This is a genomic window from Pseudomonas bohemica (assembly GCF_002934685.1).
GTDB classification, from domain to species: domain Bacteria; phylum Pseudomonadota; class Gammaproteobacteria; order Pseudomonadales; family Pseudomonadaceae; genus Aquipseudomonas; species Aquipseudomonas bohemica.
Genome location: NZ_NKHL01000118.1, coordinates 66,095 through 83,195, shown reverse-complemented (window position 1 = coordinate 83,195; position 17,101 = coordinate 66,095). Strand labels below are relative to the sequence as shown.

General features: G+C 60.6%; 10 protein-coding genes. 3 read left to right on the top strand and 7 right to left on the bottom strand.

Features of this window, described 5'->3' with window-relative positions; genetic code table 11:
- Nucleotides 1-3 precede the first annotated feature (3 nt).
- A complete protein-coding gene (locus CE491_RS23325; protein ID WP_110950697.1) occupies nucleotides 4-465 on the bottom strand; it encodes an Lrp/AsnC family transcriptional regulator in 462 nt (153 codons plus the stop codon).
- A gap of 220 nt (nucleotides 466-685) precedes the next feature.
- On the opposite strand from CE491_RS23325, the gene CE491_RS23320 reads away from it, so the two are divergent.
- Nucleotides 686-1,843, top strand: coding sequence for an aminotransferase class V-fold PLP-dependent enzyme (locus CE491_RS23320; RefSeq protein ID WP_110950696.1), 1,158 nt, complete (start codon nucleotides 686-688; stop codon nucleotides 1,841-1,843).
- A 309-nt stretch (nucleotides 1,844-2,152) separates the two neighbouring features.
- Nucleotides 2,153-3,301: a MalY/PatB family protein gene (locus tag CE491_RS23315; RefSeq protein WP_110950872.1), complete on the top strand. Its 1,149-nt coding sequence runs from the start codon at nucleotides 2,153-2,155 to the stop codon at nucleotides 3,299-3,301.
- A 33-nt stretch (nucleotides 3,302-3,334) separates the two neighbouring features.
- Here the strand turns inward: CE491_RS23315 and ggt are convergent, their stop codons facing one another.
- A complete protein-coding gene (gene ggt, locus CE491_RS23310) occupies nucleotides 3,335-5,062 on the bottom strand; it encodes a gamma-glutamyltransferase (protein WP_110950695.1) in 1,728 nt (575 codons plus the stop codon).
- A 427-nt stretch (nucleotides 5,063-5,489) separates the two neighbouring features.
- Between ggt and CE491_RS23305 the strand changes: the two genes are divergently transcribed.
- A complete protein-coding gene (locus CE491_RS23305) occupies nucleotides 5,490-6,704 on the top strand; it encodes an MFS transporter (protein WP_110950694.1) in 1,215 nt (404 codons plus the stop codon).
- Here CE491_RS23305 and CE491_RS23300 read toward each other — a convergent pair.
- From CE491_RS23300 to CE491_RS23280, 5 genes are all read right to left on the bottom strand, one after another.
- A complete protein-coding gene (locus tag CE491_RS23300; RefSeq protein WP_110950693.1) occupies nucleotides 6,671-8,014 on the bottom strand; it encodes an MFS transporter in 1,344 nt (447 codons plus the stop codon). The genes CE491_RS23305 and CE491_RS23300 overlap by 34 nt on opposite strands.
- A 281-nt stretch (nucleotides 8,015-8,295) precedes the next feature.
- Nucleotides 8,296-8,976, bottom strand: a complete 681-nt coding sequence (locus tag CE491_RS23295; RefSeq protein WP_110950692.1) for a TIGR04211 family SH3 domain-containing protein — start codon at nucleotides 8,974-8,976, stop codon at nucleotides 8,296-8,298.
- A 460-nt stretch (nucleotides 8,977-9,436) separates the two neighbouring features.
- On the bottom strand, nucleotides 9,437-11,671 hold the full coding sequence (gene glgB, locus CE491_RS23290; RefSeq protein ID WP_407681365.1) for a 1,4-alpha-glucan branching protein GlgB: 2,235 nt from the start codon (nucleotides 11,669-11,671) through the stop codon (nucleotides 9,437-9,439).
- A gap of 2 nt (nucleotides 11,672-11,673) precedes the next feature.
- Nucleotides 11,674-14,994, bottom strand: a complete 3,321-nt coding sequence (treS, locus tag CE491_RS23285) for a maltose alpha-D-glucosyltransferase (protein WP_110950690.1) — start codon at nucleotides 14,992-14,994, stop codon at nucleotides 11,674-11,676.
- Nucleotides 14,995-15,010: 16 nt separating this feature from the next.
- Complete coding sequence (locus tag CE491_RS23280) at nucleotides 15,011-17,047, bottom strand: alpha-1,4-glucan--maltose-1-phosphate maltosyltransferase (RefSeq protein ID WP_110950689.1); 2,037 nt, start codon at nucleotides 17,045-17,047, stop codon at nucleotides 15,011-15,013.
- Between the last annotated feature and the right edge of the window lie 54 nt (nucleotides 17,048-17,101).

The following is a 17,101-nucleotide window of genomic DNA, read 5'->3' as shown; positions in this document are numbered from 1 at the left end:
GTCTTACGCGCTATACCCCAACGGCAATTGCGTCGTGGATTTGATCTGTTCCATGGCAAAGCTCGAACTGATGTCGGTAATGCCCGACAACTGAATCAGCTTCTTGTATACCGCGTCGTACCCCGCGATATCCGGTACGACGATACGTAACATGTAATCCGTATCACCCGCCATGCGATAGCACTCCACCACCTCGGGCAAGGTCGCAATCAGGTCGTGGAAACGTCCCAGCCATCCGGCGTTGTGCTGGTTGGTACGAATGGCCGCGAATACCGTCACCGCAACGTTCAACTGCCCCGGATCGAGCAGCGCCACACGACCGCGGATCATGCCCTGCTCTTCCAGCTTCTGTACTCGGCGCCAACAGGCGGTGCTGCCCAAACCAATGCTGTCGGCGATTTCCGCGAGGGGTCGGGTGCAGTCCGCTTGCAGGATTTGGAGGATTGCCTGATCGAATTTGTCCATCTGGGCCTGCCGGCTTGAATAATGAGGAATGAAAGGGTTATGACCGATAGCGATAAAGATAAGCCATATTTGCCAGTCTTCGAAAACCTATTCCTCAATCTCAGGCCCGTGTAGAAAAATAATCTAATGCCCTAGTGAAATAGCGTTCAGTAATCAATTTTTTTTCAGCTCGGCGCTAGTAGTATTTTCTGCATTACGGACAGCGCGGATTTCTCTCCCCATGAGCACACTTCCTTGTTACTTCGACTACGCAGCGACCACCCCTGTCGATGATCGTGTCATCCAGGCAATGGTCACCTGCCTTGGCCGCGAAGGCACCTTCGGCAACCCGGCCTCCAACTCCCACGCTTACGGAAGCCTCGCGCGTCAGGCGGTAGAGCTGGCGCGGCGCCAGGTGGCTGAACTGGTCGGCTGCGCGGCGCAATCGCTGATCTGGACCTCCGGCGCCACCGAATCCAACAACCTGGCCATCAAAGGGATCGCCCAGAGCGCCAAAGGCACGCGTCGCCACCTGATCACCAGTCGCATCGAGCACAAGGCGGTGATCGATACCGTGCGTCAATTGGAGCAAGCAGGCTTCCCGGTGACCTGGCTGGAGCCCGACAGCCAAGGCCTGATTCAGCCTGAGGCGGTTCGGCAGGCGCTGCGCGACGACACGCTGCTGGTGTCACTGATGCTGGTCAATAACGAACTGGGCACCCTCACGGACATCGCCGCCATCGGCGAAGCGGTCCACGAACGAGGCGCTCTGTTCCACGTCGATGCCGCTCAGGGGGCCGGCAAAGTGACCATTGATCTCAAATCACTGCCAGTGGACTTGATGTCCTTCTCGGCGCACAAAGTCTACGGTCCTAAAGGCATCGGCGCGCTGTACGTAGGCGAACGCGCGCGGCCGTTGCTCGAAGCGCAGATGCACGGCGGCGGTCATGAGCAGGGTTTTCGCTCGGGCACCCTGGCGACCCATCAGATTGTCGGCATGGGCGCGGCCTATGCGCTGGCCGCGGCGGAGATGGAAGAAGAAGTGCAGCGTATTGGCACCCTGTCCGCGCAATTGCGTGACGCCCTGCTGCAGCTGCCGGGTGTCAGCCTCAACGGCGATGCGCGACAGCGGGTTGCGCATACGCTTAACATTTGCGTCGACAAGCCAGGCTTCAGCGCCATGAGCCTGGCCGGCGAACTGGCGGTCTCGTCCACCTCGGCCTGCAACTCGGCCAGTAGTGGCGCCTCCCACGTATTGCTCGCCCTCGGGCTGACCCAAGCCCAGGCCGGCAGCAGCCTGCGCCTGAGTCTGGGTCGCTATACACAGGTGGCGGAGGTGGAGAAAGCTATCGCGGTCATCGCCGGACGGCTCACCCGTCAGCCGACAACGTTCTGGTGAACATCTGCAAGTAACCTCCAGAGGTTACATCGGCCGCGAAAGATTTCCGTGCTGAGTCCGTAACGTTTTTTCAATGCATTCAACACTTGCTCAAGCCCACCCAGGAAAGCATGGGTATCTGACACAACTTGGGAATGCATGAGATCCCCGGTCAAAACAGCCTATATGCTCATGAAAGCTTCTCCACCTCTGAGGGCGATTACAGTGGACGCACTTATAGAGCATAAGCACGAGATGTAACCTCTCAGAACGCCGTGATCTCGCCCCATGTCTCTGGCACAATCGCCCATCGTTTTTTTCGAGACAGTCATCCGCATGGACCTGAACAGCGTTTATCAGCGCCTGAACACCGGCAGCAAGAAGTGGAGCCAGTATCCGGAAGATGTGTTGCCGATGTGGGTGGCAGACATGGATTTCCCGGTGGCCGAGCCGATCATGCAGGCGCTGAAAAACCGGCTGGAGCATCCATTGCTCGGCTACTCCGTCGCTCAAGACACGTTGCGCCAGACGCTGGTGACGCATCTGGCCCACCACTACGACTGGCATATTCTCCCCGAAGACCTGGTGTTTTTGCCCGGCGTCGAGCCCGGTGTGAACATGGCATTGAACACCCTGGCGCCCAGCGGAAGTGGCGTGCTGGTACAGACGCCGAACTACTCACCTCTGCTGAACGCCCCGGCGAACTGGAAGCTGCCGCGGGTCGACCTGCCGTTTCACGCCGATGCCAATGGCGAGTACCCCACCGATATCGCCGCGCTGCAAAGCGCGCTGTTGAGCGTGCGCTCCCTGCTGCTGAGCAACCCGCACAACCCGCTGGGCAAGGTCTTCGAGCGTGAAGAGCTGCGCGCCATTGGCGACGCCTGTGTGCAGCATGATGTGCTGATCGTTTCCGATGAAATCCATGCCGACATCCTGTTCGATGGGCGTCGTCACATACCGATCGCATCCCTCAGCCGCGAGATCGCCGCACGCTGCGTGACCCTGATGTCCGCCAGCAAGGCGTGGAACATCGCGGGCCTGAAAACTGCTTTCGCGGTGGTGCAGAACCCTGAACTGCGCGAGCGTTTCAATGCCGGGCGCCTGGGGCTGGTCGACAGCGTCAATGCGCTGGGGCTTGAAGCGACCCAGGCGGCCTATCGCCTGGGTGCGCCGTGGCTGGCGCAGGTGAATGCCTATCTGCAAGACAACCGTGACTACCTGGCCCATGCCATCAAGACTCGCTTACCCGGCATCCGCATGCACCTGCCGCAGAGCACATACCTGGCCTGGCTGGATTGCACGGCGCTGGACATCGAGCATCCGCAGCAGTTCTTCCTCACCCAAGCCAAGGTCGCGCTCAGCGATGGCCTGGAATTCGGCGATGACTGCGGCCATTTCGTACGTCTGAATTTCGGCTGTCCGCGGCCGATGCTCGAAGAGGCGCTGGCCCGCATGGAGCGCAGTCTGCTACAGCGTTAGCGAGGCAAACGAAGCTGCCCCGCTAGTCACGACTCAATAACCCAGCGAAAGCCCGGTATTGCGACGCGGGTCGTTGGCGCCGTAGAACCGGTTATTGCCGACCGGCTTGCCACCCAAGGAAGGCGCGCCGACCAGAATGGCAGCCAGGTGGTTGGCATCCTGCGGTTCGGCGAACTTATGCCCCCAGCTTTCGAGGATCTTGCGGGTGTCAGGACTCACTGCGAAGTTTTCCAGGTTGGTGGTTTCCGGCATCCACTGCTGATGGAAGCGCGGGGCGTCGACCGCTTCCTGAATGTTCATGCCGTAGTCGATGACGTTGAGCATGGTCAGCAGCGTTGCAGTGATGATCCGGCTACCGCCCGGCGTGCCCACCACCATGACGGCCTTGCCATCCTTGGTGACGATGGTCGGGCTCATCGAAGACAGCGGCGTCTTACCCGGTGCAATGGCGTTGGCTTCGCCCTGGATCAGGCCGTACATGTTCGGTACGCCGACCTTGGAGGTGAAGTCGTCCATTTCATCGTTGAGGATCACGCCGGTCTTTCTCGCCATCACGCCGGCACCGAACCAGTCGTTGAGGGTGTAGGTGACGGAAACTGCGTTGCCCCACTTGTCGACGATCGAATAGTGCGTGGTGTTGTTGCCTTCGTGTGGTGCAACTCCCGGTTTGATCTCTTGCGAGACGCCCGCTTTCTGCGGCTCGATGGCAGCGCGCAGTTTCGCGGCGTAGTCACGATCGAGCAGATGCTCGATCGGATTCTTCACGAAATCCGGGTCGCCCAGATAGCTGTTGCGGTCCACGTACGCGTGACGCATTGCCTCGATCTGGTAGTGCAGGCCTTGGGCCGAGTGATAGCCCAGTTCCTTCATCGGGTAACCTTCGAGGATGTTCATGATCTCGCAGATCACCACGCCGCCTGAGCTTGGAGGCGGGGCCGAGACCACGTGGTAGCCGCGGTAGTCACACTCGACCGGCGCCAGTTCGCGGGTCTTGTACTTGTCCAGATCGGCCTGGACGATGATGCCCTTGCCGGCCTGACTCGAATCAACGATGGCCTTGGCGACCCACCCCTTATAGAACCCATCGGTGCCCTTGGCGGAGATCTCCTTGAGGGTTTTTGCCAGGTCCTTCTGCACCAGCGTGTCACCCACCTGCAGCGGCTGACCCTTGTTCAGGAAGATCCTGCCCAGGTCCTTCGGATCGGCCTTGAACTCGTCAGTGGCGGTGTGCAGCAGATCGACATCGCCCTGCTCCAGCGCGAAACCGTTCTCGGCCAGCTTGATCGCCGGAGCAATGACTTCTGCGCGTTTGCGGGTGCCGTATTTGCTCAGCGCCAGTTCCATGCCTGAAACGGTACCGGGTACGCCAACGGCCAGATGGCCCTTGGAACTCAGGTCCGGAACCACGTTGCCGGCCTTGTCCAGGTACATGTTGGCGGTAGCGGCCTGGGGGGCTTTTTCGCGGAAGTCGAGGAAGGTCTTGCGCCCGTCGGCCAGCTGAATAGTCATGAAACCACCACCGCCCAGGTTTCCCGCTGCCGGGTAAACCACTGCCAGCGCATAGCCTACGGCAACGGCGGCGTCCACCGCGTTGCCGCCGGATTTCAGAACGTCCACGCCGACGTGGGTGGCCAGATGCTGCGCGGTGATTACCATGCCGTTTTCAGCGGCAACGGGCGCGACGGAGGCTGCGTGGGAGGAGGAAAAAACGAGGGTGAGCGCCGTCGCAATCAGCGATTTGGCCAAGGGTTCGTACTTCATGTGTCGACTCTCTTCTTCTTTTGAATGTGGAACAGCTTTGGCGGGCTGAACCTCGATGGGGAGCACCCTCTCGCGGATCGCCCGGCGTCCTTGCAACTGCAGATGCACATTTGTTGGAGCACGCGGCATAGCCACAGCGCGGCCCACGACGGTACCGAACTGCCGCACCAAAATAGCGCCTACCGCACAACTTACCTAGAGCCAATCACAGGTTATTTCATCGAACCGCCCGGTTTTACTGGCACGTCCGTACCATCGGCACTTCACAAACCTTTCACCCAATGCGGGTATACGCGTAACCTTGGGCCTGCGCGCCAACACAAAAATATCGTCGATGACTGCCACGGCGCGCGGGTATTGGACGTCATCGACAGACCCACAAGGCCTGCCTGGTGAAAATCCCCCTCTGTGCAGCACCCCTGCTCTGATGGCCAGAACCTTTCGTTCGCTGGCCGTGTACAACTTCCGCATCTGGTCCATCGGCGGGATCGTTTCCAACATCGGCACCTGGATGCAGCGCACCGCCCAGGACTGGCTGGTGCTTACCCAGCTCACCGAACAGAACGCGACGGCACTGGGCATCGTCCTGGCCTTGCAGTTCGGGCCCATGCTGTTGCTGCTGCCGGTCAGTGGGTTCGCGGCGGACCATTTCGATCGGCGCAAACTGTTGATTGGTACGCAACTGGCGTTCGCCGCGTCGGCGCTGGGCCTGGGACTGTTGACGGTCACCGGGCACGTGCAGTTGTGGCATGTGTACTTCTTCGCGCTGGTGTCGGGTTGCGTCGCGGCGATCGACGGCCCGGCGCGCCAGACGTTCGTTTCCGATCTGGTAGATGAAGCCCATCTGAGCAACGCCGTGGCCCTGAACTCGTTGTCGTTCAACGCGGCAAGGATGATCGGCCCGGCGGTATCCGGGTTGTTGATTCCGCTGGTGGGCAACGGCTGGGTGTTCCTGCTCAACGTCCTGACCTTCACCTTGATGATCGTTTCGCTGTGCAGCCTGCGCACCGCTGAGCTGCATGTGCGCGAGCGTCCAGCCCGGGTTCGCGGGCAACTGGCCGAAGGGTTTCGCTACGTCTGGGGGCGGCCCGATCTCAAGGCGATCATGTTGATGCTGTTCCTGATGGGCACCTTCGGCCTGAACTTCCCGATCTACATCTCGACCATGGCGGTGACCGTGTTCAACGCGGACTCCACCCACTACGGCCTGCTCACTTCGCTGATGGCCATCGGCTCAGTGACCGGCGCCCTACTCTCGGCTCGACGTGCGCGACCGACGCCCATGCTGCTGTTTCGCGCCTGTGCGTTGTTCGGCGGGTGTTTTCTGCTGGCGGCGCTGATGACCAACTTCTGGCTGTTTGGCCTGCTGCTGTTCGTGCTGGGCATTTGCGCGCAGACCTTCACCACCTCGGCCAACAGCATGGTGCAGTTGTCCACTGACCCACTGATGCGGGGCCGGGTCATGGCGATTCTGTTGGCCACGACCCTGGGTGGAACCCCGGTCGGCGCGCCAATCGTGGGCTGGGTCGCCGACCTGTTCGGCCCGCGCTGGGCCATGGGAATTGGCGCTGCCTCAGGACTGTGGGCAGCGCTGGTGTGGTTTCGCTATCAGCGCGCCGCCAGGTTGGCCGGCGCCGTCTGAGCGTGTAGCGGCCGCGTCGGTTTACCGATGCGCAAGGTCCATAGCAGAACCACGCCGACCACCCCGGCCGCCGACAGTGAGAGCATGCCGGCGCGCGGGTCTGCCACCCAGACTTCCATGTTGGCCTTGAGCATCGGCGCGACAAAACCACCGATGTTGCCCAGCGAACCGATCAGGGCGATTCCGCCTGCAGCCGCAACGCCGCCCAGATAACCGGTCGGCAGGGTCCAGAACAATGGCTGGACGGTCACGAAGCCAGCGGCGGCAAAGCAGAACGACAACAACACCAGCGGCAGACTGGCGAGCAACGTCGATGCGGCGATGCCCGCTGCAGCCATCCCCAACATGCACATTGCCATGGGCAGGTGCCGGGCGCGGCGGTCGGCATAGCGGGTCACGAAGAACTTCACCACCGCCGCACACAGCCACGGAATCGAGGTCAGCATGCCGACCTTCAAGCCGACCGTGGTGCCGAGCAGTTCCGCGATACGCGTTGGCAGGTAGAAGATCACGCCATACACGCTGACCTGCACGCTGAAATAGATCAGGACGAATTTCATGACCCGCAGATTGCGCACCATGCCCAGCAGGTTACGGGGGCCGTGATCGAGTTTCTGCTGATCCTCTGCCAGCAATTCGGCGCTCAGCGCGACCTTCTCCTCAGCGCTGAGCCAGCTGGCGTCCTGGGGTTTGCTCTTAAGGTAGAACAGCGCGACGATGCCGACGATTACCGCGGCCAGACCTTCGACCAGGAACATCCACTGCCAGTTGGTCAGCTCGAAGACGCCGTGCATGTCCAGCAACCACCCAGACAGCGGGCTGCCCAGCATCAATGCGAAAGGCAGCACGAAGTAATAGATACCGATGGCCTGACCACGACGCCGCGCCGGAAACCAGTACGTGAGGTAGAGAATGACGCCCGGCGAGAAGCCCGCTTCGGCAACGCCCAGCAAAAACCGCAGCACGTAAAAGCTGGTTTCGCTGTGGGTGAACATCATCGCGGCCGAGACCAGGCCCCAGGTGATCATGATCCGACTCAGCCACACCCGCGCGCCGACCCGATGCAGCATCAGGTTGCTCGGGACTTCGAAGATGGCGTAGCCGATGAAGAAGATGCCAGCGCCCAGGGCGAACGCCGCGTTGCTTAACCCCACATCGGCCTGCAATGCAGCCTTGGCGAAACCGACGTTGGAGCGGTCGATCATGGCCAGCGCAAACATCAAGGCCAGAAACGGCAGCAGTTTCCAGCGACATTTGCGCACGGCGCTTTCGATAGCCGCAGCAGCAGCCGAATCAGATTTTATTGTCATTGTTATGCCTATCGAAGGTATGGATCTGAATGCCAGCCGAAACTAGACCAGACCTTCGATAAATCCCAATGACAAATCTTCAATCTTTGATAGCGCGTGGTTATCGGACATCTATCGTTAGCAGCGCGGCTTGCCAACGGCGGCGATCTTGAGATCGCGGTCGGCGGCACGCCGTGCCGCCACAGAGCGGTTGCGTAAGTCTCCGCTGCGATGAGCAAACCTGGCGATTCTCGAACGTGCCGTAACCAGATGCGACGCGACGGGTTTGTGTAGCAGCGCTATCAGAACCACCGATCATTGCGCTTGCGACCGCGAGTCAGCGCCGGGAGGATCAGGCCCACCAGCAAGCCAGCACCGGCAATGCTGCCGCCGTAAACCATGTAACGCATCAGCACCTGATTGTTCTCGTCACCCAGCTTGGCCTGGGTCGAACGCAATTCCGATTGCGCGTCGGTCAACTGGGCGTTGAGGTCCTTGGTGCGAGCTTCCAACTCGTCCACCAGTTTCTTGCGGGAGTCGAGGGTTTCCTGCATGCCCTGGACCTTGGTTTTCCAGTCGTCGTCAATCGTCTTCAGTTGCCCGCTGAGGTCGGCGACCTGTTGCGTCAGTTGCGGAAGGCGTTCGGTCTGACCGGGGACTTGCTGCAGGTCGTTGGACGGAATCCACACGCTATCACCGGCGCTGCCACGCACCTGGCTGTAATCACCCTGGGTGTTGAGCAGCTCGACTTTCTGCCCGGATTTGAGTGTGCCGACGATGCGATACCCATCGGTCGGACCGCTGCGTACATAGGTACTCAAGGTGTCGCTGACCCAACGGTCCTTGCTTTCGGCCTGGGCCTGACCCGAGGCGCCAACGGCCAACAGCGTTCCCAGCAGGCCGGCACTGAGCAAACGGCGTCGAGCGCCCGGCAGCTGGGAGGAATGGGAGGTGGAAATTGAAACTGGGCGAGATAGAGACATGAGGAATCTTCGACAAAATAAAAAGAAAGGCCGGATGGACGGGCCGCATGCAATGAGCAAGCCTTGTCGGCAGCGACGAGTAAAGCGCTGCAACTGCATGGAATAGGCAACGGCGCGCGGGCCAGCAACAGAACGGAAGCCTGAACACACCGGGGCCTCGTGACCCGGAGCACCATGCGCGCAGTGGTCAACAGACAGCTCAAATGGTGTCAGGTTCACTACAGGAAGATGACGTTCGTCTGGTGAAGGGCGGGTGATCAGAAAGGATGATGAGGCGGGCGGGTATGCGGTTGATCAGCGACAGACCCAGCTCGACTGTACGGGCCAGCTTGCGGACGAATGCGTTGGGTCACGCGCGGACGCCGTAATTGACCCAACCACCGCATGCGGCCCATACCGTCCTAATCTCGACGTCTGCTACAGGCCGATGTCTTTCAATCGACCTATAAGCGACGTGGGATTACCGATCTCCTGACGGCTTGAGAATCACCACTCCCAAAGGCGGAAGGTTCAGCGACAGCGATACCGCCTGCCCGTGGGTCTTGATGTCTTCGGCCACGACACCGCCGCCATTGCCGAAATTGGACCCGGCATACACTTCAGCGTCAGAGTTGAGCACCTCGGCCCATTTGCCGCCGAACGGTACGCCGACACGATAGTGCTGACGCGGCACTGGTGTGAGGTTAGCGACCACCAGCAGCGGCTCGCCCTCCTTGCTCCAGCGCAGATAGGCATAAACGCTGTTGCCGGCATCGTCGCCAATTACCCACTGGAAACCCTGCGGTTGGCAATCCTGTTCGTGCAACGCTTTTTCTCCGCGGTATAGCCGGTTCAGATCACTTACCAACGTGTGTACGCCCTTGTGTTCGGCGTACTGCAGGAAATGCCAGTCCAGTTCGGTGTCGTGATTCCACTCGCGCCACTGGCCGAATTCGCACCCCATGAACAGCAACTTCTTGCCCGGATGCGTCCACATGAAGGTCAGATACGCCCTCAGGTTGGCGAATTTCTGCCAGCGATCACCCGGCATCTTGTCGATCAGCGAATGCTTGCCGTGTACCACTTCATCGTGGGAAATCGGCAGGATGAAACGCTCGGACCACGCATACACCAGCCCGAAACTGAGCTCGTTATGGTGATGCTGACGATGGATCGGGTCCTGCTCCACGTAATGCAGCGTGTCATGCATCCAGCCCATGTTCCATTTGTACGAGAAGCCGAGGCCGCCCTGCTGGGTGGGCTGCGTGACGCCCGGCCAAGAGGTCGATTCCTCGGCGATCACCAGTGCACCCGGCACCTCCAGGGCGACCACGTCATTGAGGTGGCGCAAAAAGTCGATGGCTTCAAGGTTCTCCCGTCCGCCGTAGCGGTTGGGCACCCACTCCCCGGCTTTACGCGAATAGTCGCGATACAGCATCGAGGCCACGGCATCCACGCGCAGGCCATCGACGTGGAAGTTCTTCAGCCAGTGCAGACCGGAAGCGATCATGAAACCGTGGACCTCCGTACGGCCCAGGTTATAGATCAGCGTGTCCCAGTCCTGGTGAAAACCTTCCTGCGGGTTGCCGTACTCGTACAGCGCAGTGCCGTCGAATTGCGCCAGACCATGGGTATCCGTCGGGAAATGCGCCGGCACCCAGTCGAGGATCACGCCGATATCGGCGCGGTGACAGGAATCAACGAAGGCCGCGAAGTCTTCCGGGGTGCCGTAGCGGGCACTCGGGGCGAATTGCGACAGCAGTTGATAGCCCCATGAGCCACCGAAGGGGTGCTCCATGATCGGCATCAGCTCGATGTGCGTGAAGCCCAGGTCCTTGATGTACGGAATCAGCTTGTCGGCCAGCTCATGCCAGCTATACGGGCGATCCGGCTCATCCTCGCCGCCGTGATGCCACTGCCAGGAGCCGGCATGCAGCTCGTAGATCGACAGCGGCTTATGGATGTCGTGCTTTTCACCGCGCGACTGCATCCATTCGTTGTCCTGCCACTGGAAGGTCAACGGCTTGGCGACTTTGGACGCGGTATCCGGCGGCAGCTGCGTGGCGAGCGCCATCGGGTCAGCCTTCAGCGGCAGGATGCCGTGCTGACCGAGAATTTCGTACTTGTACGCCTCGCCCGGTGCCAGCCGCGGGATGAAGATCTCCCACACCCCGGACGGATAACGCACGCGCATCGGGTGGCGGCGGCCGTCCCAACTGTTGAAGTCGCCGACCACCGAAACCCGGCGGGCATTGGGTGCCCATACCGAGAAGCGCACGCCGTCGACGCCGTCCACAGTCTTCACCTGTGCACCCAGGGCAGCACTCAAATCGCGGTGATTGCCTTCGGCGAACAGGTATAGATCCATCTCGCCCAATTGCTGGCCGAAGCTGTAGGGGTCTTCGGTGATTTGTTCACCGGTGGCCCACTGGATCTTCAGCAGATAGGGTTCGCGAACCGGGAAATGCCCGGCAAAGAAGCCGGGTTTGTCGGTCATGCTCAGCTCGCCCAGGTCACGCTCGCCATCGCGAGACAGCACGCGCACACCCAGGGCATTGGGCAGGTAGGCGCGGATCACCTGGCCATCCTGGCCATCGCTATGGGGGCCGAGCATGGAGAACGGGTCACGATGTTCGGCGCGGATCAACGCGTCGATATCGCTGGCGCCAGGCAACAACTGGTGGTTGCCTTTGCCGAATTGGTCAGACGCACTCATTTTCATTCTCCATCAGACAAGTCCAGCAGCCCGCGCAACCCTTGAAGCGGGACCGACAACCAGGTCGGCCGATTCTCGGCCTCGTAGGCCACTTCATAAGCGGCTTTTTCCAAGGTGAACAGCGCCAGTGCGGCGGCCTCCCCCTTGGTATCTTTCCAGGCGTGGGCGACATCAACGGTAGCCATCTTGTAGCCATCGAGAAACGCTTCGCGCGCCTGTTTCAAATACGTTTCGGCAACATGTGCCCGCGCCGCTGCGGCCTGAGCCGAAGTGTCCGCGCTACGGGCATTGCGTACGGCCATGGCGGCAGCGTAGTCAAAAGATCGCAACACGCCGCTGACGTCCTTGAACGGGCTGTACTTGGCCCGGCGTTCCTGCAGCGGACGCGCCGGCTCACCCTCGAAGTCGATCAGATACGCATCGCCTTTGACTACCAGCATCTGCCCCAGGTGCAGGTCACCATGCACCCGCATGCGCAGGCCGCCGACCGACTGTTTGGCCAGGGTTTGCACCTGGGCCAGCAGCGCTTTGCGTTTGCTCAGCAGTTCACTGACCAATTGCTGATCGCCGGGTTCCAGGGTATTGCGATGTTGCTCGAGCAAATCCAGCGCGCGCTCGATCTGACCGCTGACGCTTTTCGCCGAGGCCTGAGTGTCCTTGACAATGGTGACCTCGGTCTTGAAGTCCGGATTGTCGGTCGGCGCGCTGAGCACGACGTGCATTTCACCCAGGCGCTGGCCCAGCAGACCGGCGAAATCCTTGAGTTCCAGCAAGGCGTTGGCGTGCTGTTCAAGCGTGGATTGACCATGCGCCATCTCGTCGCGCACCGCACGCTCAAGATTGTTCTGCGTCCACTCCCAGGCGTCGCCCTGATTGCTCAGATACCCCTGCGCGATCATCAGCAGATTGCTCTCGCCAGAACCGTCGACCCGAACCACTGCGCCCAGCAACGGCGATATATGTTCATAGCCCGCTTCGGTCAGATAGGCGCCCATCTCCAGTTCCGGGTGGGTCCCCGCGGCCACACGGCGGATCATCTTCAGCACCAGCGCCTTACCGACGACCACCGAGCTATTGGACTGCTCGGCGGACAGATAGCGTACTTCCGACTCATCGTTCAGGCCCAGCGGCGCCAGCTTCGAACTCTGCTGAAAGCGCAGCTCGCCATCGTTGGTCGGCAGCACGATCTCTTCGTACATGCCTTTGATTACCGCACGAATGAACGGCTCCAGAGTGAAGGCATCGGTGATCAAGCCAACCTGACGACCCCGTCGCACGCGCGCAAGCGCCAGTTGCTGGGGCAGCGCGCTGCTAATGTCGTCTTCAGGCAACAGGCCGAAGGGCAACTGATAACGCACCACTTCATCACCCGACGTAACCTCGATTTCACTCAACAGGACCGGGCGCACGGTGGTGCCGAAGCGCACTGCGTAGGCAATGTGGACCTTGTCCAGCGCCTTGCCCTTACCGGCGAACCAGCGGCGTTTTGGCAGGTAGGCTGCGAGGGAGTTCTGCTCCATCGTTTGACGCAACGGTTCATCGAGCAATTCTTCCAGCCGCTGTTTGAGCACAAGAGTCGGAAAGTCCGGCAGGCTCTGAGCCGGTTCAACGTGCCAGCTGGGCATTTGATTCTCCGCGGCCAGCAGGAACCAGTAGAAGCCGTAAGGCGGCAACGTCAGCAGGTAGTTGAGCTGGCCGATAGGTGGGAAGGCACTGCCGCCGAGCATTTCCACCGGTACGGTGCCGGCATACGGGGACAGCTCCAGTTCTGCCGCCTGCGAAGCGGCGGACACGTTAGCGACACACAGAATGATTTCAGTCTTGCCGTCGGGCCCGGTGTACTCGCGGGTGTAGGCCAGGATCCGGCGGTTGCTCGGCGACAGCATCTTCAGCGTGCCACGTCCGAACGCCTTCTGTTGCTTACGCACGGCCAGCATGCGCCGCGTCCAGTTCAGCAGCGAATGCGGATCGTGGTCCTGCGCTTCGACGTTGACCGATTGATAGCCGTACAGCGGGTCCATGATCGGCGGCAGTACCAGGCTTGCCGGGTTGGCCCGGGAAAACCCGCCGTTACGGTCGATCGACCATTGCATCGGCGTGCGCACACCGTCACGGTCGCCAAGATAAATGTTGTCGCCCATACCGATTTCGTCACCGTAGTACAGGGTCGGTGTACCTGGCATGGACAACAACATGCTGTTGAGCAGCTCTACGCGGCGGCGATCGCGTTCCAGCAGCGGGGCCAGACGACGGCGAATCCCCAGGTTGATCCGCGCGCGGCGGTCGGAGGCGTAATAATTCCACAGATAGTCGCGTTCACGGTCGGTGACCATCTCCAGGGTCAGTTCATCGTGGTTGCGCAGGAAAATCGCCCACTGGCAGTTTTCCGGGATCTCCGGGGTCTGGCGCAGGATGTCGGTGATCGGGAAGCGGTCTTCCTGCGCCACGGCCATGTACATCCGCGGCATCAGCGGAAAGTGGAAAGCCATGTGGCATTCGTCGCCGTCCTTGCCCTTGCGATCGCCGAAATACAGCTGCGTATCCTCAGGCCACTGGTTGGCTTCGGCCAGCAGCATGCGGTCGGGATAATTGGCGTCGATTTCGGCACGAATCTGCTTGAGCACGTTGTGCGTCTCTTGCAGGTTTTCGTTGTTGGTGCCGTCGCGCTCGATCAGGTAAGGGATCGCGTCCAGACGCAGGCCGTCGATGCCCATGTCCAGCCAGTAGCGCATGACTTCGAGCACCGCCTTCATCACCTGCGGGTTGTCGAAGTTCAGGTCCGGCTGGTGCGAATAGAAACGGTGCCAGAAGTACTGACCGGCCACCGGATCCCAAGTCCAGTTGGACTTTTCGGTGTCGAGAAAAATGATCCGCGTTCCGGAATATTTCTGGTCGTCGTCGGACCAGACATAGAAGTCGCGGGCCTTGGAGCCCTTCTTCGCATGCCGCGCACGCTGGAACCACGGGTGCTGGTCCGAAGTGTGGTTGATGACCAGCTCGGTGATCACCCGCAGCCCGCGCCTGTGCGCTTCGGCGATGAATTTCCGGGCGTCGGACATGTTGCCGTAATCACTGTGAATGCCGCGATAGTCCGAGATGTCGTAGCCATCGTCACGACGCGGCGAAGGATAGAACGGCAGCAACCAGATGGTGTTGACGCCAAGCTCGGCAATGTAGTCGAGCTTGGCGATCAGGCCGGGAAAATCACCAATTCCGTCGTCGTTGGAATCGAAATACGACTTCACATGAACCTGGTAAATCACCGCATCCTTGTACCAGAGCGGGTCTTCGATAAAGGCAGCATTCCGGGGTTTCTTCGCCATGACCACTTCCTTTTAATTATTGGTTTGTGGCCTTGATGCGCCAGATGCCGAACGGTTGGTAGGAGGGGTCGATGCGCATGAACTGCGTCTTGCCGTACCAGGTCCAGCTGTGACCGGTCATCAAATCTTCGCCCAATGTCGCGGCATCGTCAGGCAGACCCATTTCCCACAGCGGCAGCTCGAAATTCGCTTCCTGCGGGTTACGTGGGTCGAGGCTGACCGCGATCAGGATGAAGTTGCTGCCATCGGCGCTGCGCTTGCCGAAGTACAGAATGTTGTCGTTCCAGACGTTATAGATGCGCAGGCCCAGATGAGTCTGCAGCGCCGGGTTCTGACGACGGATGCGGTTGAGCTGGGCGATCTCGGCAATGATGTTGCCCGGTGCGGTGTAGTCCCGAGGACGGATCTCGTATTTCTCCGAGTCCAGGTATTCCTCTTTGCCCGGCACAGCCGCCGATTCACAGAGTTCGAAACCCGAGTACATGCCCCACAGGCCGGAGCCCATGGTCGCCAGCGCCGCGCGAATCAGAAAACCCGGACGGCCCGAGTCGTGGAGGAAGTACGGGTTGATGTCCGGCGTGTTGACGAAGAAGTTCGGCCGGTAGCATTCGCGCCACGGCGACTCGTTGAGCTCAGTGAAGTACTCGCTCAGCTCGGCCTTGGTGTTGCGCCAGGTGAAGTACGTGTAGCTCTGGGAATAACCGACCTTGCCCAGACGCGCCATCATCGCCGGCTTGGTGAAGGCTTCCGCCAGGAACATTACCTCAGGGTGCTGCGCGCGGACGTCAGCGATCATCCACTGCCAGAACGGCAATGGCTTGGTGTGGGGGTTGTCGACGCGGAAAATCTTCACGCCCTCCTCGACCCAGCCCAGTACCACATCGCGCAGCTCCAGCCATAGGCTGGGGACGGCGTCGGGCGCATAGAAATCGACGTTGACGATGTCCTGGTATTTCTTCGGCGGGTTTTCCGCGTAACGGATAGTGCCGTCCGGACGCCAGGAGAACCAGCCCGGATGCTCCTTGAGCCACAGGTGATCCTGCGAGCATTGGATCGCAAAGTCCAGGGCGATCTCCAGGCCATGCTCAGCCGCCGCCGCGACCAGTTTGCGGAAGTCTTCGCGGGTGCCGAGCTGGGGGTGGATCGCGTCATGCCCCCCTTCGGCGCTGCCGATGGCATAAGGGCTCCCCGGATCGTCGGGACCGGCCTTCAGTGAGTTATTCGGGCCTTTGCGGTGGGCACGGCCAATGGGGTGAATCGGCGGGAAATACAGCACGTCGAAGCCCATGTCGCGAATCATCGGCAAGCGGCTATGTACATCGTTGAAGGTGCCGTGGCGGCTCTTGTCGTCGGTAATCGAACGCGGGAACAGCTCGTACCAGCTGGCAAACTGCGCGAGCTCGCGCTCGACATCCAGCGGAAATTCAAGGCTGCGGCTCAGAAAGGCGTGATTGTCGGCCTTGGCCATGACCGCGGCTGTCTCGCTGTGCAACAGCAAGGCGACCTGCGCCTCTTGCTCGGTGTTCTCGCCCAGGCGCGACAGTAGGCTGTCGAGCTGGCCCTTGAGCTCGTGCTGGCTGCGTTCGGAAGCATGGAGCAAATGCAGACGCCCTTCTTCGAGTTCCAGATCGATGGCGACACCGGCTGCGTACTTCTTCTCCAGTTCGTACCGGTAGCTGGCGAACTGATCGATCCAGGCCTCGAGACGAAACAGATAGCGGCTCACCGAGGTCGGGGTGAACTCGCCGACCCAACTGTCGTTGCCCAGCTCGCGCATCGGCGCCGCGTGCCAGTCCTGTTCATCGGCAGCGCGGTAGCGAATGTGCACCGACATCTTGTCGTGACCATCGGCGAACACCTTGCTGGTGACCGTCACTGGCTGGCCGATGATCGCCTTGGCCGCCAGCTGCCCGGAGTCAATCACAGGCGACGTGTCTTCTATGACAATGCGCGGCAACTGCAAGGCCTGGGTCAGGGATATGGGCTGGGTTGGGTGTGGAACATCAGTGGCCAGGGAATCCGGGCCGTATGGCTGATCAGCAGTCACATTCATCGAGCATCACTCCTCACGCCCCAGGGACGCTCCTTGTAGCAAGTCCGTAATAGT

Coding starts and splice junctions, on each gene's coding strand:
- CE491_RS23325 (WP_110950697.1), bottom strand. CDS start 465: ATGGACAAATTCGATCAGGCAATCCTCCAAATCCTGCAAGCGGACTGC.
- CE491_RS23320 (WP_110950696.1), top strand. CDS start 686: ATGAGCACACTTCCTTGTTACTTCGACTACGCAGCGACCACCCCTGTC.
- ggt (WP_110950695.1), bottom strand. CDS start 5,062: ATGAAGTACGAACCCTTGGCCAAATCGCTGATTGCGACGGCGCTCACC.
- CE491_RS23305 (WP_110950694.1), top strand. CDS start 5,490: ATGGCCAGAACCTTTCGTTCGCTGGCCGTGTACAACTTCCGCATCTGG.
- CE491_RS23300 (WP_110950693.1), bottom strand. CDS start 8,014: ATGACAATAAAATCTGATTCGGCTGCTGCTGCGGCTATCGAAAGCGCC.
- CE491_RS23295 (WP_110950692.1), bottom strand. CDS start 8,976: ATGTCTCTATCTCGCCCAGTTTCAATTTCCACCTCCCATTCCTCCCAG.
- glgB (WP_407681365.1), bottom strand. CDS start 11,671: ATGAGTGCGTCTGACCAATTCGGCAAAGGCAACCACCAGTTGTTGCCT.
- treS (WP_110950690.1), bottom strand. CDS start 14,994: ATGGCGAAGAAACCCCGGAATGCTGCCTTTATCGAAGACCCGCTCTGG.
- CE491_RS23280 (WP_110950689.1), bottom strand. CDS start 17,047: ATGAATGTGACTGCTGATCAGCCATACGGCCCGGATTCCCTGGCCACT.